The organism is Herbidospora sp. RD11066 (assembly GCF_054661255.1).
On sequence record NZ_BAAGDO010000006.1, the window covers coordinates 252,165 to 272,207 of the forward strand.

18 protein-coding genes are annotated in these 20,043 nt (G+C 71.0%); 10 read left to right on the top strand and 8 right to left on the bottom strand.

The annotated features are described in order from the left end of the window. Positions 1-33: 33 nt before the first annotated feature. Genes ACYQ78_RS23985 through ACYQ78_RS24000 form a run of 4 tightly spaced genes read left to right on the top strand, consistent with a single transcriptional unit; the run spans position 34 to position 5,002 of the window. Complete coding sequence (locus ACYQ78_RS23985; protein ID WP_459803380.1) at positions 34-2,091, top strand: RecQ family ATP-dependent DNA helicase; 2,058 nt, start codon at positions 34-36, stop codon at positions 2,089-2,091. Positions 2,092-2,104: 13 nt separating this feature from the next. After that, positions 2,105-3,295: an endo-1,4-beta-xylanase gene (locus ACYQ78_RS23990; protein WP_459803139.1), complete on the top strand. Its 1,191-nt coding sequence runs from the start codon at positions 2,105-2,107 to the stop codon at positions 3,293-3,295. A 4-nt stretch (positions 3,296-3,299) separates the two neighbouring features. Next, positions 3,300-4,367, top strand: a complete 1,068-nt coding sequence (locus ACYQ78_RS23995; RefSeq protein ID WP_459803140.1) for a sensor histidine kinase — start codon at positions 3,300-3,302, stop codon at positions 4,365-4,367. Then, on the top strand, positions 4,364-5,002 hold the full coding sequence (locus tag ACYQ78_RS24000; RefSeq protein WP_459803141.1) for a response regulator: 639 nt from the start codon (positions 4,364-4,366) through the stop codon (positions 5,000-5,002). The genes ACYQ78_RS23995 and ACYQ78_RS24000 overlap by 4 nt, the downstream gene beginning before the upstream one ends. Here ACYQ78_RS24000 and ACYQ78_RS24005 read toward each other — a convergent pair. Together ACYQ78_RS24005 and ACYQ78_RS24010 are read right to left on the bottom strand one after the other, a co-directional pair. After that, a complete protein-coding gene (locus tag ACYQ78_RS24005) occupies positions 4,920-5,579 on the bottom strand; it encodes a DUF2306 domain-containing protein (protein ID WP_459803142.1) in 660 nt (219 codons plus the stop codon). The genes ACYQ78_RS24000 and ACYQ78_RS24005 overlap by 83 nt on opposite strands. 94 nt (positions 5,580-5,673) lie before the next feature. Continuing rightward, positions 5,674-6,567: a carbohydrate kinase family protein gene (locus ACYQ78_RS24010; protein WP_459803143.1), complete on the bottom strand. Its 894-nt coding sequence runs from the start codon at positions 6,565-6,567 to the stop codon at positions 5,674-5,676. 148 nt (positions 6,568-6,715) lie between these two features. On the opposite strand from ACYQ78_RS24010, the gene ACYQ78_RS24015 reads away from it, so the two are divergent. The 5 genes from ACYQ78_RS24015 to ACYQ78_RS24035 are packed head-to-tail and all read left to right on the top strand — an operon-like array spanning position 6,716 to position 12,858. After that, on the top strand, positions 6,716-9,289 hold the full coding sequence (locus ACYQ78_RS24015; RefSeq protein WP_459803144.1) for a bifunctional acetate--CoA ligase family protein/GNAT family N-acetyltransferase: 2,574 nt from the start codon (positions 6,716-6,718) through the stop codon (positions 9,287-9,289). A 57-nt stretch (positions 9,290-9,346) separates the two neighbouring features. Next, positions 9,347-9,931, top strand: coding sequence for a DUF5998 family protein (locus tag ACYQ78_RS24020; RefSeq protein ID WP_459803145.1), 585 nt, complete (start codon positions 9,347-9,349; stop codon positions 9,929-9,931). Further along, complete coding sequence (locus ACYQ78_RS24025; protein WP_459803146.1) at positions 9,928-11,016, top strand: alkaline phosphatase family protein; 1,089 nt, start codon at positions 9,928-9,930, stop codon at positions 11,014-11,016. The genes ACYQ78_RS24020 and ACYQ78_RS24025 overlap by 4 nt, the downstream gene beginning before the upstream one ends. Next, complete coding sequence (locus ACYQ78_RS24030; protein ID WP_459803147.1) at positions 11,013-11,819, top strand: sulfurtransferase; 807 nt, start codon at positions 11,013-11,015, stop codon at positions 11,817-11,819. Before ACYQ78_RS24025 ends, ACYQ78_RS24030 begins: the two co-directional genes overlap by 4 nt. A 31-nt stretch (positions 11,820-11,850) precedes the next feature. Continuing rightward, on the top strand, positions 11,851-12,858 hold the full coding sequence (locus tag ACYQ78_RS24035; RefSeq protein ID WP_459803381.1) for an endonuclease/exonuclease/phosphatase family protein: 1,008 nt from the start codon (positions 11,851-11,853) through the stop codon (positions 12,856-12,858). Positions 12,859-12,861: 3 nt separating this feature from the next. On the opposite strand, the gene ACYQ78_RS24040 is transcribed toward ACYQ78_RS24035, so the two are convergent. Genes ACYQ78_RS24040 through ACYQ78_RS24050 form a run of 3 tightly spaced genes read right to left on the bottom strand, consistent with a single transcriptional unit; the run spans position 12,862 to position 15,932 of the window. Further along, positions 12,862-14,937: a CHAT domain-containing protein gene (locus ACYQ78_RS24040; RefSeq protein WP_459803148.1), complete on the bottom strand. Its 2,076-nt coding sequence runs from the start codon at positions 14,935-14,937 to the stop codon at positions 12,862-12,864. Beyond that, positions 14,924-15,385, bottom strand: coding sequence for a hypothetical protein (locus ACYQ78_RS24045; RefSeq protein WP_459803149.1), 462 nt, complete (start codon positions 15,383-15,385; stop codon positions 14,924-14,926). Before ACYQ78_RS24045 ends, ACYQ78_RS24040 begins: the two co-directional genes overlap by 14 nt. Next, positions 15,375-15,932 (bottom strand): RNA polymerase sigma factor, encoded by a 558-nt coding sequence (locus ACYQ78_RS24050; protein ID WP_459803150.1) that lies wholly within the window; start codon positions 15,930-15,932, stop codon positions 15,375-15,377. The genes ACYQ78_RS24045 and ACYQ78_RS24050 overlap by 11 nt, the downstream gene beginning before the upstream one ends. A 300-nt stretch (positions 15,933-16,232) precedes the next feature. Here ACYQ78_RS24050 and ACYQ78_RS24055 point away from each other — a divergent pair, with 300 nt between their 5' ends. Next, complete coding sequence (locus ACYQ78_RS24055; RefSeq protein ID WP_459803151.1) at positions 16,233-16,730, top strand: DUF3145 domain-containing protein; 498 nt, start codon at positions 16,233-16,235, stop codon at positions 16,728-16,730. A gap of 346 nt (positions 16,731-17,076) precedes the next feature. Here the strand turns inward: ACYQ78_RS24055 and ACYQ78_RS24060 are convergent, their stop codons facing one another. Genes ACYQ78_RS24060 through ACYQ78_RS24070 form a run of 3 tightly spaced genes read right to left on the bottom strand, consistent with a single transcriptional unit; the run spans position 17,077 to position 20,038 of the window. Then, positions 17,077-18,501 carry an acyl-CoA carboxylase subunit beta gene (locus tag ACYQ78_RS24060; protein WP_459803152.1) on the bottom strand — a complete coding sequence of 475 codons (1,425 nt, stop codon included), beginning with the start codon at positions 18,499-18,501 and terminating at the stop codon, positions 17,077-17,079. A 21-nt stretch (positions 18,502-18,522) separates the two neighbouring features. After that, a complete protein-coding gene (fabF, locus tag ACYQ78_RS24065) occupies positions 18,523-19,755 on the bottom strand; it encodes a beta-ketoacyl-ACP synthase II (protein WP_459803153.1) in 1,233 nt (410 codons plus the stop codon). Positions 19,756-19,798: 43 nt separating this feature from the next. Then, positions 19,799-20,038 (bottom strand): acyl carrier protein, encoded by a 240-nt coding sequence (locus tag ACYQ78_RS24070; protein WP_061291596.1) that lies wholly within the window; start codon positions 20,036-20,038, stop codon positions 19,799-19,801. Between the last annotated feature and the right edge of the window lie 5 nt (positions 20,039-20,043).

A 20,043-nucleotide genomic window follows, 5' to 3' on the forward strand; every position in this document is an offset into this window, starting at 1 on the left:
ACTGGTACTAAGGACACCGTGAGCGAAGAGGAGATGCTGCGCGAGGAGGCGGAGGAGCGCCTGAGGGCGCTCGCCGGCGACCATGCGACCCTGCGTGACGACCAGTGGACCGCCATCAGGTCGCTGGTCCTCGACCGGCGGCGCACGCTGGTGGTGCAGCGCACGGGGTGGGGCAAGTCGGCGGTCTACTTCATCGCCACCGCGCTGCTGCGCGAGCTCGGCGAGGGGCCGACGGTGATCATCTCGCCGCTGCTGGCGCTGATGCGCAACCAGATCGCCGCCGCCGAGCGGGCCGGGATCCACGCCGTCAGCGTGAACTCGGTCAATCCGGGCGAGTGGGAGAAGATCTACGGCCAGGTCGCCGAGGGCACGGTCGACGTGCTGCTCGTCAGCCCCGAGCGGCTGAACAACCCCGAGTTCCGCGACCAGGTGCTGCCTGAGCTGGCCGAGTCGGCCGGGCTCGTGGTGGTCGACGAGGCCCACTGCGTCTCCGACTGGGGCCACGACTTCCGGCCCGACTACCGGCGGCTGCGCACCCTCCTCGAAGAGCTGCCGCCCGGCGTGCCGGTGCTGGCCACGACCGCGACCGCCAACGCGCGGGTGACGCGCGACGTCGCCGAGCAGCTCGGCGACGCGCTCGTGCTGCGGGGGCCGCTCGAACGCGACAGCCTGCGGCTTTCCGTGGTGCAGCCGGGCGGGCCCGAGAAGCGGCTGGCGTGGCTGTCGACCGCGCTCAAGGAGCTGCCGGGGTCGGGCATCATCTACACGCTGACCGTCGCCGCCGCCTCCGAGATCGCCGCCTACCTGCGCGACCAGGGGTTCCCGGTGGTCGCCTACTCGGGGCAGACCGAGCCCTCGGAGCGCCTGGCCGCCGAAGACGACCTGCTCGCCAACCGGGTCAAGGCGCTCGTCGCCACCTCCGCTCTGGGCATGGGCTTCGACAAGCCCGACCTGGGGTTCGTCGTGCACGTCGGGGCGCCGCCGTCGCCGGTCGCCTACTACCAGCAGGTCGGCCGCGCCGGGCGCGGGGTGGCGCGGGCCGAGGTCATCCTCCTGCCCGGCACCGAAGATCGTGACATCTGGGCCTATTTCGGCTCGCTGGCGTTCCCGCAGGAGAACCAGGTCAGGGCCGCGCTCACCGCGCTCGACGGCCAGATGCTGTCCACGGCCGCGCTCGAAAGCCGGGTCGACCTCAGCCGCAACCGGCTGGAGATGATGCTCAAGGTCCTCGACGTCGACGGCGCCGTCCGCCGGGTCAAGGGCGGCTGGGAGGCGACGGGGGAGGAGTGGTCCTACGACGCCGACCGCTACAAGCGGGTCGCCGCCGAGCGCACCGCCGAGCAGCAGGCCATGCTCGCCTACCTCACCACCACCGACTGCCGCGAGATGTTCCTGCGCCGCCACCTCGACGACGACACCGCCACCCCGTGTGGCCGCTGCGACAACTGCAGCGGCTCGACCTGGGATGCGAGCGTCGCCGAGTCCGCGGTGAAGAGCGCCCACGACCGCCTGGCCCGGCCCGGAATCGACCTCGAACCCCGCCGCCAGTGGCCGACCGGCCTCGACGAGCTCAAGGGCCGCATCAAGCCCGAACTGGCCGCCGGCACCGGCCGCGCGCTCGGGCGGCTCACCGACATCGGCTGGGGGTCACGTCTCAGGGAACTGATCGCAGGCCCCGACCAGGACGTACCGGACGACGTCTTCGCCGCGGTCGTCGAGGTGCTCAAGCACTGGGGCTGGGAGCAGCGGCCGGTCGCCGTCGTCAGTGTCCCGTCGGTCTCCAAACCGCGGCTCGTACGCTCTCTCGCCGAGCGCCTCGCCCAGGTCGGCCGCCTCACCTACCTGGGAGAACTCGGCTACCGCAACGGCAGCCCCGGCCGCCAGTTCAACAGCAACCAGCGGGTCCAGGCGATCAGGGGCACCCTCGCGATGCCCCGTGACCTGGCCGCGAAGATCGCCGAAGCGGGCGGCCCGGTGCTGCTCGTCGACGACCGCGCCGACACCGGCTGGACGGCCACACTGGCCGCCGCACAAATCCGGCACGCGGGCGCACCACAGGTGCTCCCTCTGGTGTTGGCGACCGCCACGTAGGTATAGGGGAGGGGTGCTTCCCTCCCACCGCGTCGCGGACGCCCTCGTCACCGTCACCGCCGACCGAGAACCGGTCGCCGGGCAGGACGTTCTCGTAAGGCAGACCGATCACGAGTTCCTCTTCGGCTGCACCGGTTTCGACAGAGACATCCCCTTCATCGACCCCTGGCTCGACGTGTTCAACTTCGCCACGCTGCCCTTCTACTGGGGGCGGTTCGAGGGCGAGGCGGGCAGACCGCAGACCGAGAAGCTGATGGAGATGGCCTGGCTCTTCAGGGACCGGGGCGTTCCGGTGAAGGGCCATCCGCTGGCCTGGCACACCCTCGCCCCCGACTGGCTGCTCGACCTGAACAACGGGGAGATCGCCGCCGCCCAGGTGGAACGCATCACCCGGGAGGTCACCGAGTTCTCCGGCGTGGTCGACATGTGGGACGTGATCAACGAGGTCGTGATCATGCCCATCTTCGACAAGTACGACAACGGCATCACCCACCTGTGCCGCGACATCGGCCGCATCCCGATGATCCGGATGGTGTTCGACGCCGCCCGCCGCGCCAACCCCCGCGCCACCCTGCTGCTGAACGACTTCGACATGTCGGCCGCCTACGAGTGCCTCATCGAGGGCGTGCTGGAGGCGGGCGTCCGCATCGACGCCCTCGGCCTGCAGAGCCACATGCACCAGGGCTACTGGGGCGAAGAGCGCACGCTGGAGGTCCTCGACCGCTTCTCCCGCTACGGCCTGCCGATCCACTTCACCGAGACGACGCTGCTGTCGGGCCACCTGATGCCGCCGGAGATCGTCGACCTGAACGACTACCAGATCGACGAGTGGCCCAGCACGCCCGAGGGCGAGGAGCGCCAGGCCGACGAGATCGTCCGGCACTTCCGGACGCTGGTGGGTCATCCCGCCGTCCGGGCGATCACCTACTGGGGGATCCAGGACGGCGAGTGGCTGGGCGCGCCGGGGGGCCTGATCAGGGCCGACGGGAGTCTCAAGCCCTCGTATCACGCCCTGCGGAACCTGGTCAGGGACGAGTGGTGGCTGCCGGAGACGACGATGCGGACCGACGGTGAGGGCCGGTTCTCGTTGAAGGGCTTCCGGGGGACGTACACGATCGAATGGGCAGGCCGCCAAGGCACGGTGACGCTCGGAAACGGTAGTACTTTGGGCGGATCTGCCATCGAGTGCGAACTCGTACCATGACGGCGTGTGGAACGAGCCGCGTCCTCCCGACGCGCCGAAACGGGTCTGGCGCGACTACGCGCTGATCGGACTGCTGGTCCCGGCCGCGGTGCTCGAAGGGGTGCTGCGGCCGGAGCTGCCGTGGACGGTGGTGGCGCTGACGCTCGCGCTGGTGCCGACGCTGTGGTGGCGGCGGTCGCATCCGCTGACGGTGGTCGTGATCGCCTTCGGGGCCACGCTCGTGGCGCGGTTCGCGATGGGCGGCGACCCCGACACCTACACCGCCGTGTTCATGCTGATCCTGCCCTACAGCCTGACCCGCTGGGGGTCCGGGCGGGAGATCCTGGCGGGGGCGGCGCTCATCCTGGGCAACGTCGCCCTCTCGATGACGGGGCTCACCGACCTCGTCGGCGCCTTCGCCGTGGTGTCGATGGCGCTGCTCGCCGGGATCGCGATCCGGTTCCGGGCCCGGTTCCAGCAGCGCGAACGCGACCAGGTGAAGCTGCTCGAACGCGAACGCCTGGCCCGCGACCTGCACGACACCGTCGCCCACCACGTGTCGGCGATGGCGATCCGCGCCCAGGCCGGGCTGGCCCGCGCTCCGAAAGACCCCGACGCGGCCGTGGAGGCCCTGAAGGTCATCGAGGCCGAGGCGTCGCGGGCGCTGGCCGAGATGCGGACCATGGTCCGGGTGCTGCGGCAGCCCGCCGACCTCGATCCGGCCCGGGGCGTCGCCGACCTGGCCGAACTCCAGAAGGGCGCCGGGGTGCCGGTGTCGCTGGAGATCCACGGCGACGTCGCGGCGATCGCGCCTTCGACCGGTGCCGCGATCTTCCGGCTGGCCCAGGAGTCGGTCACCAACGCCCGCAGGCACGCCCGGCACGCCACCCGCATCCATGTGCTCGTCGCGGCCGACGGCGATGCGATCAGGCTGCGGGTCACCGACGACGGCGAGGCGACGCCGCCCGGCGCGACGGGTTATGGTCTGCTCGGCATGGCCGAACGGGCCACCCTCCTCGGCGGCACCTGCGAGGCGGGCCCCGGCCCCGGCCGTGGCTGGACCGTCACCGCCGTGCTCCCGAGGACCGCATGACCATTCGCGTGATCGTGGCCGACGATCAGGAGATCGTCCGCACCGGCCTGGTGATGATCCTGGAGGCCCAGGACGACATCGAGGTGATCGGCGAGGCCGCGAGCGGCGAACGCGCCGTCGAACTGGCCCGCCGCCTGCGGCCCGACGTCTGCCTGCTCGACATCCGCATGCCGGGCATGAACGGCATCGAGGCCACCCGGCAGCTCTCGGGCGAGGTCGCCGTGGTGGTCATCACCACGTTCGATCTGGACGAATACGTCTACGCCGCCCTGAGAGCGGGGGCCCGTGGCTTCCTGCTGAAGGACGCCGGTTCGGCGCTGCTCGCCCAGGCCATCAGGGCCGCCGCCAACGGCGACGCGCTGATCGCCCCCAACGTGACCGCCCGCCTGCTGCGCGCCTTCGCCGGGACCAGCGACCCCGTCCAGCCCTTCGAGCCCCTGACCGACCGCGAGGAACAGATCCTCGCCACGGTGGCCAGGGGCCGGACCAACACCGAGATCGCCGACGAACTTCACATCTCGGTCAGCACGGTGAAGACCCACATCGCCAGCCTCATGGCGAAACTGGGTGCCCGGAACCGGGTCGAGATCGCGATGTGGGCGTACGAGTCGGGGCGGATCCGGAACGCCGGATAGCCCATTCGGCGACGGCGATGTTGATCGCCCATCCGGCGGCCATCGCGACGAAGCGTCCCGTGTCGTCGGGGGTGGTCCCGGAGACGGCGAAGGGGAGATGGGTGAAGGCCTGGGTTCCGGCGCCCATGGCCAGGGCGTAGGCGCGGATCATCCAGGCCCGGTGGGTGCGGAAGTCGCGGCGGCGGACGGCGCGGAAGGCGTACAGGAGAGCGAAGGCCATCACCCCGCCGACGGTCACCCTCAAGATCATCATGGGCAGCCCGTCGTCGATGTCGGGCATGTCGTACCAGAGGGCCATCCAGATCCCGCTGAACGCCACCACGAGCCCGCAGACCAGCACCAGCCGCCCGGTCCAGCGATGGAAGCGATGGTGGGCGAACTGGAAGGCCCCCACCAGGCTGTAGATCAACGCACCGAAGATGTGCGCGATCACGGGCACCGGCATGTCGAAGAAGCGCGCGTTGTCCGGCGTGACGGGTCCCCCGGAGGAGAGATCCTCAAGGCGGATGGCACCGCCGAGCGCGGGAATCAGGGCGAGGAGGACAAGGCCGACGATCAGGGGAACGCGGGAGGTCATACCTCAGATCGTCGCGATCGGGGCTGCCCGTCCACATCGTGCCGACGGCTCCGGCCCACTCGTTCGATGGGCCGGGAACCGGGCGTACTTTCGGCTAGAGGCGGGGCCGGGCGCCGAGGTTGACCAGGCACTTGGCGGCCAGCGCGTTGCCGGCGGCCAGCGCGTCGGCGGGCTGCTTGCCGTCGAGCCAGCTCGGCAGGAAACCGGCGGCGAAGGCGTCGCCCGCACCGGTGCCGTCGACGACCCGCTCGACCTGCTCGGCCGGGGCCTTCACGGCCTCGGACCTGTTGTTGCTGTACCAGAGCGCGCCGTCGCTGTTGCACTTGATGACGACCTGCGGGAACCACGCGGTCAGCACCTTGGCGGCGGCCTCGGGGTCGTCGCGGCCGGTGAGCACCTTGGCCTGGTCGGCGTTGGCGAACAGCAGCTTGGCGCCGTGGGTCCACTCGAGGAAGGGCTCGGCGCCGGTGCGCTCGACCGGCGCGGAGGAGGCGCAGTCGACCGAGATCGACATGCCCGCCCGGCGGGCCAGGTCGAGGGCGGCCAGACCCGCGTCGCGGGAGCCCTCGCAGATCAGGGTGTAGCCCGACATGTGGAGGTGGGTGCCCTGGGTGAACAGGTCACGGGGCAGGTCTTCGGGTGACAGGGCCGCGTTGGCGCCCGGGTCGGAGAGCATCGTGCGCTCGCCCTTGTGGGTCACCAGGACCACACAGGTGCCGGTGGGACGCTCGGGATCCATGACGAGCCGGGCATCGACGCCGTAGCCCATCAGTTCCATGTCACGGTTGCGGCCGGTGATGTCGGCGCCGCGCCGCCCGATGAAGGCGACCTCGCCACCTTCGACGGCGAGCCACGAGGCGATGTTCGCCCCGGAACCACCGCCGTGCATGGTCACCACGGCCGGAGTGTCGCTTGCCCGGGCGAGCGGATACCGGGCGCGGGCGACCGCGTCGGTCATCAGATCGCCCACCACGACGACCCGCGTCATGATGTCACCACCTTGCCCCTGCAAATCGACGCTGACCCCGCAAAACTTAACAGCTTCCGCAAGCTTCGTGGGGGGTGAGGCGGACACTCGTACACAGTCGATGCACATCCGTTGCCCAACCACCGCGATTGCCCACAGATACCCTCGAATGGTGGAAGCACCGTATCCCGCCCACTGGGAGGCCGACGTCGTCCTTTCCGACGGCGGCACCGCTCACCTGCGGCCTATTCGCCCCGACGACGCCGAACAGTTGCGGTCCTTCTACTCGCGCCTCTCCGACCAGTCCATCTACTTTCGTTTCTTCGGTCCCCGACCTCGCTTGTCAGATCGGGAAGTGACACGCTTCACAACGGTCGACTACAACGACCGTCTGGCGTTGATCGCCACCATCGGAACGGAAATGGTGGCGGTCGTTCGTTATGACCGGGTCAAGCCCGCCGACCATGCCGAAGTGGCCTTTCTCGTCGAAGACGCCCACCAGGGCCGGGGAATGGCGTCGGTCCTTCTGGAGCACCTGCGCGCGGCGGCCCGGGAACGCGGCATCCGCACCTTCATCGCCGACGTGCTGCCGGCCAATCACCGGATGACGCAGATGTTCCGGCAGGCCGGATATACGGCGCAGAGCACCTTTGAAGACGGCGTCGTCCGCATGACGCTCGATCTGGCCAGCACGCCCGATTCCGTCGACGCGATGACCGGCCGGGAGCACCGGGCCGAGGCGCGGTCGATCGAGCGCCTGCTCAAGCCCGAGTCGGTCGTGGTCATCGGGGCCAGCCGGGAGCCCGGCGGCATCGGGCAGACGGTGCTGCGCAACCTGCTGCGGGCCGAGTTCACCGGGCCGGTCTACCCGGTGCACCGGGAGGTGCGGGCGGTCGCGGGCGTGCGGGCGTACAAGAACGTGAGCGCCATCGACGGCGAGGTGGACCTCGCGGTGGTGGCCGTGCCGGCCGAGAGCGTGCTCGACGTCGTCGAGGAGTGCGCGGAGAAAGGTGTCAAAGGACTGGTCGTGGTCTCCAGCGGTTTCGCTGAAACCGGTGAAGAGGGGCTGCGGCGCGAACAGGAACTGGTGCGGATCTCCCGCGCCTACGGCATGCGGGTCGTCGGGCCCAACTGCCTGGGCATCGCCAACACCGACCGGTCGATCAAGCTCAACGCCACGCTGGCCGAACGGCTGCCCGCCCGGGGCCGCATCGGCTTCTTCAGCCAGTCGGGCGCCCTCGGCACCGCCCTGCTGCACCGCGTCGCCCAGCGGGGGCTCGGCATCTCGACCTTCGTCTCCGCCGGGAACCGCGCCGACGTCTCCGGGAACGACCTCCTTCAGTACTGGGAGGAGGACCCCGCGACCGAGGTCGTCCTCCTTTATCTGGAGTCGATGGGCAACCCGCGCAAGTTCACCCGGCTGGCCCGCCGGATCTCCCGCACCAAGCCGATCGTCGCGGTGAAGTCGCAGGCCGCCGAGCTGGGGCTGCCCGACAGCGCGGTCTCCTCGCTGTTCGAGCAGGCCGGGGTGGTCCGCGTCGACGACCTCACCCAGCTCTTCGACGTCGCCCAGCTCCTCGCCTGCCAGCCCCTCCCCGAAGGCCCGAGAGTCGGCATCGTGAGCAACTCCGACGCGCTCGCCCGGCTGGCCGCCCACGCGTGCGTGAGCGCGGGCCTCACGCCGCAAACCGTGGATCTCGGCGCCCGCGCCGACGCGAGGGCCTTCGCCGATGCGCTGTCCGGGCTGATCCCCGACGTCGACGCCGCCGTGGTCGTCTACATGCCGCCCGTCCCCGGCCCCGACGCCGAGGTCGCCGCCGAACTGCTGCGGGTCGCGGGCGAGAGCGGCAAGCCGGTGCTCGCCACCTTCAAGGGGGAGGCGGGCGTCCCGGCCGCGCTGCGCGCGCCGGGAGAAGGTCCCGCACGGGGTTCGATCCCGTCGTATCCGGCGCCCGAGGAGGCGGTCCGGGCCCTGGCTCTGGCTGTACGTCATGCGCAGTGGCGCCGCCGCGACGAGGGCACCATCCCCGAACTGGACGGCATCGACGTGGTCGGCGCCCGCGAGATCGTCTGCCGGGCCACCGAACACCCGGTCGAGCTCGACGCCACCGAACTGCTGGCCACCTACGGCGTCGAGGTCTGGCCGAGTGAGGTCGTCGAGTCGCCCGAGGAGGCGGTCGCGGCGGCCGAACGGCTCGGCTTCCCCGTCGTGGTCAAGTGGACCGGCACCGGTCGCGCCGGGACGGTCCGCCTCGCCCTGTCGGACGGGGGCGCGGTCGCGAAGGCGTACACGGACCTTCGTGATCTTTTCGGTCCCCGGCTGGCGGTGCAGCCGATGGCACCCCAGCCCGCCGTGCCGACCGTGATCACCTCGGTCCAGGACCGCGACTTCGGCGCGGTGGTCTCCTTCGGGCTGGGCGAGATCGCCGCCCGGCTGCTCGCCGACGACGCCTACCGGCTCGCTCCGCTGACAGCGGAAGACGCCGCCGGGCTGGTCCGCACCCCCAAAGCGGCCCCGCTGCTGTTCGGCGCGCACGGCTACCCGCCCGTCGCGGTCGGCGCGCTGGAGGAGCTGCTGTGCAGGATCGGACGGCTGGCCGACGCGCATCCGCAGGTCACGACGTTGCGGCTCGATCCGGTGCTGGTCGGCGAGAGCGGGGTGCACGTCCTGGGCGCCCGGGTGGTGCTCGAAGCGGTCACCGGACCCAGGCCCGACGTGGGTCCGCGGCGGCTTCCCTCCTGACAGACCAGTGAAATCACCCCGGTGAAATCAGGGTGCTTGACAGGGCAGGATGGTCCCATGAGGGATACCCGAGTCTCGGCTGCAGGTCTGCGCGAGGCCATCGACCGAAGTGGCTACTACCCCGACCTGGTCGCCGACGCCGTCGATTCCGCCCTGGGCAAGGAAAGCGTCAGCGCCTACGTCGTCCATCATGAGGCCACTTTCGACCCGGCCATGGAGGTCCGCCGCCACGTCACGGTCCTGGTCCTGTCGCCCACCCGGTTGCTCGTCTGTCACACCGACGAACATCCGCCGGCCGAGGGGAACCCCGCCTCCCACGCCTCCACCACCACCGAGGCGGTCCGGCTGAGCCGCGTGCAGTCGGTGGCGCTCACCCGCCTCGTGCCCGACCCGGCGAAGTACTCGCCCGGCGTCGCCCCCAGCGAGGTCACCCTGACCATCGGCTGGGGCGCCATCTCCCACGTGGACCTCGAACCCGCCACCTGCGGCGACGAGAACTGCGAGGCCGACCACGGCTACACCGGCTCCATCACCGCCGACGACCTCCAGTTGAGGGTCAGCGAGGCCGCCGACGGTCCCGAGGCCGTGCGCCACGTGTTGGCCTTCGCCGGTGCCCTGTCGGAGGCGACGGCCCGCACGTGACGGGCACCCTCGCCGACATCGCCGGTTCCGTCTACGCCACCTTCGACGGAACCGGCGGCGGCACCCTCGGGCTCGACCCGGCCGACAAGGTGTGTCTGTTGATCGTCGACGGCTTAGGGGCCGACCTGCTGGCCGCCTATCCGGCCCACGCGCCCTTCCTGTCGTCGGCGCTGCCCCGGGTGCTGACGGCCGGATTCCCGTCGTCGACCCCCGTCAGCCTGGCGACCATCGGCACCGGCGTGCTGTCGGGCCACCACGGGATGCTCGGCATCCACGTCGCGGTGCCCGGCGAGGGCCGCCTCCTCAACTGCCTGCGCTGGCCCGACGACGGCCCGCAGGTCGACCCCGCGGCCTGGCAGCCGGTCGACACCGTGTTCCAGCGGCTGGCCCATCTCGACGTCGCGTCTTCTTATGTGGCCCCCGCCGCCTTCGACGGGGGCGGGCTCACCCGGGCGGTCTACCGGGGCGTCCGTTATGTCCCGGCCGACACGGTCGCCCAACGCGTCGAGGGTGTGCACGCCGCTCTGCGCGCGACGCCCAAGGCCTATGTGACCTGCTACTACCCATTGCTCGACACGATGGGGCACCGGGCGGGGGTGGGGTCGTCCGAGTGGCTGGGCCAGCTCTCCATCGTCGACGACCTGGCCGAACGCCTCGCCGGAGCCCTGCCGCCAGGCGGCGTCCTCTACGTGACCGCCGACCACGGCATGGTCAACGCCACCGACAAGATCGACCTCGACGTCCACCCCGAACTGACCGAGGGCGTCGCGCTGCTCGGGGGAGAACCCCGCGCCCGCCACCTCTACACCGTGCCCGGCGCGGCCGACGCGGTGCTGGAGACCTGGCGCGCCGTCCTCGGCGACCGGGCCCGGGTCGCCTCGCGCGCCTCGGCGATCGACTCGGGCTGGTTCGGGCCGGTGAGCCCCGAGATGCTCGGGCGCATCGGCGACGTCGTCGTGGTGGCCGGACCGGAGTGTGTGGTCGCCTCCTCCACGTCGGAGCCGCACGAGTGGTCGATGATCGGATACCACGGGTCACTCACACCCGCCGAGCAGAACGTGCCCTTCTTGGAGATCCGCCGATGAGCCCTCTGATCAGTGCTTCCGACCTCGCCGCGACCCTGGGCGAGGTGACCCTCCTCGACGTGCGCTGGCGCCTGGGCGGCCCGCCCGGCCCCTCCGAGTTCGCCTCCGGCCACCTTCCGGGCGCCGTCTACTGCGACCTCGACACTGCTTTGGCGGCTCCGGCCGGGGCGGGCGGGCGTCATCCCCTTCCTTCTTCCGCCGACTTCGAGGCCTCCATGCGGGCGCTCGGCGTTTCCGACGGGCGGCCCGTTGTCGTGTACGACGACTGGAACTCGCTGGCGGCCGCTCGGGCGTGGTGGTGCCTGCGCTACTTCGGGCACTCCGATGTGCGGGTGCTGGATGGTGGGCTGGGGGCGTGGACGGGGGAGCTGTCCAAGGACGCCGCTTCTGTGGAGCCGGGGGATTTCACGGCCCGGCCGGGCGGGATGCCGCTGATCAACGCCGACCAGGCGGCGATCCTGGCCGAAGACGGGCTGCTGCTCGATGCTCGGGCGCCCGAGCGGTATCGGGGGGACGTGGAGCCGGTCGATCCGGTGGCCGGGCACATTCCCGGCGCCGTCAACGCGCCGACGACCGAGAACCTGGAACCCGGTGGGCGGTTCCACTCGGCGGAGTTCCTGCGGGAGCGGTTCAACACGCTGGGGGCGGTGGAGGGGGTGCCGGTCGGCGCGTACTGCGGGAGCGGCGTGACGGCCTCGCATGAGGTGCTGGCCCTGGAGACGGCAGGCATCAAGGCGTCCCTGTACGCGGGCTCGTGGTCCGAATGGATCACCAACCCGAACCGTCCGGTGGAGAGGTCCTGACCCGTCGGCGCTTTGTAAGTGTGTGACCGGCATGATGGCGGCCGTGGTGGTCGATGCGGCGCCGGAGGCGCCTCCGAGGTCCGGGTGGCGCTGGGTGACCGTGGTGGTCTGGGTGATCACGGCGGGGTTCGGCGGCTGGGCCGTGCTGCGGCTGATACCCGGTGACGTGGGGTTCTTCTGGGTGCAGCTGGTGGCGTTCACTCCTTATGTGGCGTTGCTGGCTGTTCTGCCAGTTGGCTTGGCTTTGGTGACCCGTCGGTGGGCGGCGGCCAGTGTCGCGCTGGTGGTTTTGCTCGTTCTGGGGATGCTGGTCGTGCCGAGGATGCTCGGTGAGAACGCGCCCGGCGGTGCCGGGCCGCGGCTTCGGGTGCTGTCGATGAACCTGCTGGTCGGGGCGGTGCCGGGGGACGAGGTCGTCCGGCTCGTCCGAGAGGTCGGGGCCGATGTGGTGGCGTTCCAGGAGCTGACCCCGGCGGCCGTGGAGGCGATGGAGTCGGCGGGGATCGGCGAGCTGCTGCCCCATCAGGTGATGGAGGCCCGGCCCGGGACGGGTGGATCCGGGATCTACTCGCGGTTTCCCGCGACCAAGGTGGGGTTGCTCGACCACGGCCGGTTCGGCCAGATCATCGGCCGTCTGGACGTCGACGGGAAGGTGGTGGAGCTGGTCTCCGTCCACCCGTGTGCGCCCTATGTGTCGAGCTCTCACAACTGCTGGGCCGACGGTCTCGACGCCCTGCCCAGAGCGGGTGGGACGACCAAGGTCCTGGCCGGGGACTTCAACGCCACCCTCGACCACGCCAGAGTCCGGGACCTGCTCGGCTCCGGCTACCGCGACGCGGCCGACCTGACCGGAAACGGGCTGAAGACGACCTGGCCGGTGCTCCCGCGCACCTTCCACGACCTGCTGCCCATCCCGCCCGTGGCCCTCGACCACGTCATGGTCGATGCCTCCACTGCGGTGCTCGCCTTCTCCACCCACGTACTCCCGGCCACCGACCACAAGGCCGTCTTCGCCGAACTCGAACTCCCGCCGAACTGAGGGCTACACCGCCCCGAAGCAGGCGAACCCGGGCACATCCGTGGCGGCCGCCGCCTTGGCGAGGGCCTCGGCCGGTCTCTGGCCGAGGGCCAGCAGGCGGTGGAACTCGACCATCAGCCGGGCCGCCTCGTCGTCTCTGACCGGCACGATGCCCGCGACCACGGTCCGCGCCCCCCGATCGAGGAAGGCGCCCGCCAGGCCGAACGCCGCGCCGTCGGCGGGGGCCGACGCCATGCCCGCGTCACAGGCCGACAGGACCACGAGCGGCGGCACCCGCGCCAAGCGGAAGAACTCGTGCACCAGCAGCGGGCCGTCGTCCAGGAGGATGCTCGACATCATCGGGCGCCGCCCGGAGAAGATGCCGTGCGCGGCGATGTGCACGACACCGGCCCGCCCGAGCGCTTCGAGCAGGGCGCCTCGCGTCGCGGGCGCCCGTTCTCCTTTTTCGTGTACGCCCACGACCGCCGCCACCTCCTCCTCCGCATGCGCCAGATCGGGACCGGCCAGCGCGACCACAGGGCCGCCGACCTCCCGGCCCGCGACGGCCATCGCGGCCGAAGGCGCCACCGACACGGCCCTTTCGCGGAGCGAGGGGAGCAGTGACCAGGGCAACGAGTGGAGCGCTGCGGTGGGCACCACGCTGACGGCTCCCGGGGGCAGGCCGAGGGGGCGGATCAGCACCTCGTCCAGGGCGGACAGTTCTCTGAGGAGCCCGGGTGAGAGCCCTTCCTCGCCTTCGGGCCGGGTGTCTCTGAGGTTCCGGCGCCGCAGGTTGTAGCGGATGCGGACCATCGCCTCGGTGATCGACGACAACGACCCCAGGGCGTGGAGGGAGATCCGGTCGTGGTGGGCGACCACGGCGTGGAGGGCGTCCTGGTCGCGTACAAGCTGGACCAATACTTCTGGCCGTTCGGCCACCGGCTTCGCACCGCTGACGAGCGCCCGCCACCGCTCCGACCAGAGCAGCACCTTCTCGGCACACCCGACCCCGATGGCCAGCTCCAGCCCCAGCATCGCGATCTCCTCGGCCACCCGGGACACCCGCCACCGCTCATCCGCAGGCCGCCTCGCCGCTGGTAAGACCTTCGGCCTTCGGGCCGCAGAGCGGTGATGCGCGTCCTGAGGGGCGAACTCAGAAAGAGCCCCGGCTTTAGGCGCAGAAGTCGGCCTATCGCCCGCGATTGCACCCGCGCCGATGCTTGATCCCGGTCTCTCCGCACCTCCTCGCCAATCGGGGACAGACCGCGAGGGAGGCAGGTCTTCGCCGAAGGGGTCCGCAGTCGGCTGCTCTGCATCGGAGATCGCACCCTCCACCGAGGCAAGTCGCGACATGTCGAGAAGCGACGCGGAAAACCCCTTTTGGGTGGCTTCGAGTGCTGCCGCGAGGTCGCCACCGGCCCATCTCCGTAACGCCTCCGCATGCAGCCGCGAGCTCGCGCACCCGACCCCATCTCGGACCTGGTCCAGAATCCGATGGATCTGGGACAGATCCGCTGCGGTTGGTGGCTTCGGGACTTCGGGCATATCGGCACCCTCGCGACCCACCTGGCGCACGATCGTCGACGCTACGAAGAGCCTCAGCTCGTCGGCCTCCGAGGGCAGGCCCGCCTTCTCCAGCCCGTCCGCCCCGTCCGTACATTCGGCCAGCAAGCCCTCGTCGAGCCCGCCCGTCGCCGTCGCCTGGACCAGGCGGGCGCGCAAAGCCACGTCTCGGGCCCGTTGTTCCCAGGCTGTTGAACCCAAGAGGCGGAACTCCTCCACGGCCGTCGTGGCGGTGTCCTCGGCTCGGCGGGTGTCGCCGGTCTGGAGTTCGACCGTTGCCAGGAGGAGGCGGGCGGCCGCTGTGGGGGCGCCCGGTCTGGCCCATGTCAGGTCGGGGAGGGCCAGTTCCAGGAGCATGCGGGCCTCGCCCGGGAGGCGGGCTCCCACCAGGGCCGAGGCGAAGGCGGCGCGGGTGACGGCCAGGCGGTCGGCGGAGTCGTACAGAACATCTTCGGCGGCCAGATGGACGTCGAAGGCCGCCAGGATGTCGGCGCGCCTGGCCGCCGCGAACGGGCCGTAGGGGTCAGGCGCGGACACGCAGCCAGCGGGTGACCACCGGGGGGCCGGTCGGGCGGTGGTAGGCGACGCTCACCCAGCCCGGCGGCAGGCCCGTCACGGCGAACTGGCCGTCGGGGGAGGGGACGCGGACCTTTGTCACGTGGGGGGTGCGGACCTCGACGTAGGCGTCGCGGGCCGGTGGGGGGCCGATCTGGCCGGCGATCTCCAGGCGGCCCTCGGTGATGGTGGTCTCGATGTCCAAGGTGGTCTCGCCAGCGGCGAAGCGGTGCATCTGGGGTTTTCCGTCGGCGCGGGCGCCGGAGGCGGCCGTCAGGTCGGCCGGCGCGGCCATGACGCTGCCGGGCAGGCGCATGGACAGCGCGGCCATCGCGTCGGCCGACAGCCTCGCGGGGGGAGGGTCGGCGTGGGCGGCCAGGCGCATCGCGGCCAGCAGGTAGGTCTCCAGCGCGGCGTCGTCAGCACTCAAGGGGGTCCTCCGCGAGCAGGGTCCGGAGTTTGGCCGAACATCGGATCTTGGTCGGGCCGACGCTGCCGACGGGGATCTGCATCCGGGCCGCGATCTGGACGTAGCGGGCGTCGGGGTTGAGGGCGAAGAGCCGGAGCATGGTCCGGCAGGGTTCCTCCAGCCGGGACACGCGCGACCACAGGGTGCGCCCGTAGTCGGCGTCGACGATCTCCGTCGTGGGGTCGGGGGTCAGGAGGGGGGGGTGTTCGTAGAGGTCGGGCGGGTCGGTGGGGAACTCCTGGCCGGCCTTGCGGCCGAGCCGGAGCGCCTCGCGCCGGGTGGTGGTCATGAGCCACGCGCCGATCGCCTGCGGGTCGCGGATGCGGTCGACGCTCTCGACCAGCCTCAGCCACGCTCCCTGTACGGCGTCGGCCGCGTCGGCCGCCCCCAGGCCCGCCGCCCGTGCCACCGCCCACATGCCGGGGTCGAAGCAGGCGACCAACTCGGACCACGCGTGGTCGTCGAGCAGATCGAGGGGGATCGATTCATTGTGTACCTGGAAAAGCACGCGTCACTGACCCTTTCCGCACCATACTTACTCACCGTGCTGACAGAGGAGCGTTGCGTGAGCAACTCTAATCATGGTGTCCGGTGGGATCGGGGAATTCCGGAAGGGTCGCCAACTTCCGGGATCGGGTCAAATTACGCCCCGGGATGAACCTGATTGTCGCGGCGGCCCAGCGGGAATCGGTATGACCCTCCTCTGGTGCCCCGCTGCAACGGACGGTAGTCTCTCCTAGAGTCACTAGTGATCATCCCTGTATGAGGCCGTTGGGGAAGGCGTACCTCGTACGAATCGGGAGGTCCGGTGGCTGCTGCACGTGGCGTCCTGTACGTCCACTCGGCTCAGCCTGCGCTGTGCCCACACATCGAGTGGGCCGTCGCAGGCATTCTTGGCGTTCCCGTCGACCTGACGTGGACGCCCCAGCCCGCTGCGCCCGGCGCCCTGCGCGCCCAGGCCGAATGGGAGGGGCCCGCTGGCGTCGCCGCCAAGATCACCTCATCGCTGATGGGGTGGCAGCGCATCCGCTTCGAGATCACCGAGGATCCATCGCAGGGCAGTGATGGGGCGCGCCATGCGTACACCCCTGCCCTGGGTGCCTTCACGGCGGCCATCGGCGCCAACGGCGACATCATGATCCCGGAGGACCGCCTCCGGAACGTCATGCTCATGGCCGCCCAGGGGCGCGCCGTGCTCGAAGACGAACTCGACAAACTGCTCGGCAAGCAGTGGGACGAGGAACTGGAGTCCTTCCGCTACGCGGGCGAGGGCGCCCCGGTCCGCTGGCTCCACGCCGCCGTCTAGCAACCTGAAGGGCGCGCACCGCCCGCCCTTCAGCGCGCCCATGAGCCGGGGCCGCCTTACCCGGCTTCCACACTCCCGCACCGATGGCGCCCGGCCCCGCGCCGGGCGCTCAGGTTCTCCGCGCCTCGCCTGGGACGGATGAACCAGGCGCGACGACGAGATTCCCACCCGCTCTGCCGTCGTCGATATGCCGAAATTTCGGGCGGCGGAGCGCGGTCGCGTGACCTCCCGTTCTGCTCAACGGACGGTGGCGATGGGAAGGGGCTCATGAGGCCGGGCGCGAAGCTCCAACGCCGAAACGCCGCCCTTCTCAGTGAGAGGGGCGGCGCTTTGGTCGTACAGAGAACTAGAGCGGGATGTTCCCGTGGGCGCCCCTGGCGGGGGTCGCTCGGGCGATGACCTTGGCGATGGCGCCGCGGGTGTCCTCCGGGTTGATGACCTCGTCGACGACGCCCAGGTCGATCGCGCGCTCGAGGCCGCCGGCGATCTTCTCGTGCTCCTCGGCCAGGCGGTGCTCGAGGTCGGCGCGCTCCTCCTCGGGAGCGGCCGCGAGTTCGCGGCGCTTGAGGATGCGGACCGCCGCGACCGCGCCCATGACCGCGATCTGCGCCGTCGGCCAGGCGAACACGCGGGTCGCGCCGAGCGAGCGGGAGTTCATGGCGATGTAGGCGCCGCCGTAGGACTTGCGGGTCACCAGGGTCACGCGGGGCACGGAGGCCTCGGCGAAGGCGTGGAGGAGCTTCGCGCCCCGCCGCACCACGCCGTCGTGCTCCTGGCCGACACCGGGCAGGTAGCCGGGGACGTCGACCAGGACCACCAGGGGCACCCCGAACGCGTCGCACATGCGCACGAACCGGGCCGCCTTCTCGGCGGAGGTCGAGTCGAGGCAGCCGCCCAGGCGCATCGGGTTGTTGGCGATGACGCCGACGGTCCGGCCGCCGAGACGGCCCAGGGTCGTCACGATGTTGGGGGCCCACTTGGGGTGGAGCTCCACGCCGGGCTCGTCGAGGAGGCCGTTGACCAGCGGCTTCACGTCGTAGGCGCGGCGGACGTTCTCGGGCAGCAGGGTCGAGAAGTCGACCTCGCCGACCTCGCCCAGCCGCACCCGGCCCTGGTGGCCGAGCAGGGTGGCGACCTGGCGGGCCCTCAGCAGGGCCTCGGGCTCCGACTTGGTGACGATGTGGACCACGCCGCTGCGCTTGCTGTGCGGCTCGGGGCCGCCCAGCGAGGCCATGTCGATGGTCTCGCCGGTGACCGAACGCACGACGTCGGGGCCCGTGACGAAGATGCGGCCCTCGTCGGCGAGGATCACGATGTCGGTCAGCGCCGGGCCGTAGGCCGCCCCGCCCGCCGCCGCGCCGACCACGACGGAGATCTGGGGCACGATGCCCGACGCCTTCGTCATGGCGGCGAAGACGCGGCCGACCGCGTGGAGGGACTCCACGCCTTCGGCGAGGCGGGCGCCGCCCGAGTGCCAGACGCCGATGATCGGCACCCGCTCGCGGACCGCGACGTCGTAGGCGTGGACGATGTGCTCGCAGCCCTCGGCGCCCATGGCGCCACCCTGAACACGGGCGTCGCTGCAGAACGCCACCACGGGGACGCCCTCGACGCGGCCGGTGACCGCCAGGGCCCCGCTCTTGTCCTGCGGCGTGATGAGCCGCATGGAACCCTCGTCGAGCAGGTGGCCCAGCCGGACGACGGGATCGCGGGGGTCGGCCTCCTCCTGGTCGGAGGCGGCCGTCACCACCCTGTTGTCAACGACAGTCATTGCGTCCCTCTCAAAAGCTGATCAGGCAGAGGTAAAGACCACGGCGACGTTGTGGCCGCCGAAGCCGAAGGAGTTGTTGATCGCGGCGAGCTGGCCGTCGGGGAGCTTGCGCGGCTCGCCGCGCACGATGTCCACGTCGAGGCCGTCGGCCGGATCGTCGAGGTTGGCGGTGGCGGGCACGATGCGCTCGCTCAGCGCCAGGATCGTGAAGATGGACTCGATGCCGCCCGCGCCGCCGAGCAGGTGACCGGTCATCGACTTCGTCGAGGTGATGAGCGGGGAGCCGGGGAGCGCCTCGCGGATCGCGCGCGCCTCGATCTCGTCGCCGACGGGCGTCGAGGTGGCGTGGGCGTTGACGTGGACGATGTCCGCGGCGGTGAGGCCCGCGTCGGCGACGGCCGTCAGCATGGCGTTCTTGCCGCCGATGCCGGTCGGCTCGGGCGCCGAGATGTGGTTGCCGTCGGAGGTGATGCCGACGCCGGCGGCGACGGCGTAGATACGCGCGCCGCGGGCCCGGGCGAACTCCTCCGACTCCAGGACGACGATGCCGGCGCCCTCGCCGAGCACGAAGCCGTCGCGGCCCTTGTCGAAGGGGCGCGAGGCGCGGTGGGGCTCGTCGTTGCGGGTCGACATGGCGCGCATCGCCGCGAACGAGGCGATGTTGAGCGGGTGGATCGCGGCCTCGCTGCCACCGGCGACGACGACGTCGGCGCGGCCGGAACGGATCATCTCGATGCCGTAGCCGATCGACTCGGCGCCGGTCGCGCAGGCGCTGACCGTGGCGTGGGTGCCCGCGCGGGCGCCCAGGTCGATGCTGATCCAGCCGGCGGCGCCGTTGGGCATGAGCATCGGGACGGTGTAGGGGGAGAGCCGGTTCCAGCCCTTGTCCCGGTAGGTGTCGTAGGCGTTGAGGATCGTGCTGATGCCGCCGATGCCGGAGCCGACGACCACACCGAGGCGGGTCGGGTCGACTTCGGGCGCGCCGGCGTCCTGCCAGGCCTGGCGGGCGGCGATCAGGCCGAACTGCTCATAGCGGTCGAGACGCCTGGCCTCGGGCCGGGGCAGCACCTCGCCGGGGTCGACAGCGGCGACCCCGGCGAATTTCACCGGGACGGTGTCGACCCATTCTTCGGTGACGGTGCGTACGCCCGACCGTCCGTCGAGGAGCGCCGCCCAGGTCGAGGCGACGTCTCCACCAAGGGGCGTCGTCGTGCCGAGTCCGGTGACGACGACTCGCACCCGGTTGGTACTCACTTTGGCTGCACTCCTCTACGGTCGAACGGTTGTGCGGGGGAACTCAGTTCTGGATGAAGTTGACGACGTCCTTGACGGTCTTCAGGTGCTTGAGCTGGTCGTCGGGGATCTCCGCGCCGAACTCGTCCTGGGCCGCCACGGCGATCTCGACCATCGACAGCGAGTCGATGTCCAGGTCGTCGACGAAGCTCTTCTCCGGGGTCACCTCGGAGGCCGGGATACCGGTGATCTCGTTGACGATCTTGCCGAGGCCGGCCAGGATCTCCTGCTCGGTGACTGCCATGTCTC

Coding starts and splice junctions, on each gene's coding strand:
- ACYQ78_RS23985 (WP_459803380.1), top strand. CDS start 34: ATGCTGCGCGAGGAGGCGGAGGAGCGCCTGAGGGCGCTCGCCGGCGAC.
- ACYQ78_RS24000 (WP_459803141.1), top strand. CDS start 4,364: ATGACCATTCGCGTGATCGTGGCCGACGATCAGGAGATCGTCCGCACC.
- ACYQ78_RS24005 (WP_459803142.1), bottom strand. CDS start 5,579: ATGACCTCCCGCGTTCCCCTGATCGTCGGCCTTGTCCTCCTCGCCCTG.
- ACYQ78_RS24010 (WP_459803143.1), bottom strand. CDS start 6,567: ATGACGCGGGTCGTCGTGGTGGGCGATCTGATGACCGACGCGGTCGCC.
- ACYQ78_RS24015 (WP_459803144.1), top strand. CDS start 6,716: ATGGTGGAAGCACCGTATCCCGCCCACTGGGAGGCCGACGTCGTCCTT.
- ACYQ78_RS24020 (WP_459803145.1), top strand. CDS start 9,347: ATGAGGGATACCCGAGTCTCGGCTGCAGGTCTGCGCGAGGCCATCGAC.
- ACYQ78_RS24030 (WP_459803147.1), top strand. CDS start 11,013: ATGAGCCCTCTGATCAGTGCTTCCGACCTCGCCGCGACCCTGGGCGAG.
- ACYQ78_RS24035 (WP_459803381.1), top strand. CDS start 11,851: ATGATGGCGGCCGTGGTGGTCGATGCGGCGCCGGAGGCGCCTCCGAGG.
- ACYQ78_RS24060 (WP_459803152.1), bottom strand. CDS start 18,501: ATGACTGTCGTTGACAACAGGGTGGTGACGGCCGCCTCCGACCAGGAG.
- ACYQ78_RS24070 (WP_061291596.1), bottom strand. CDS start 20,038: ATGGCAGTCACCGAGCAGGAGATCCTGGCCGGCCTCGGCAAGATCGTC.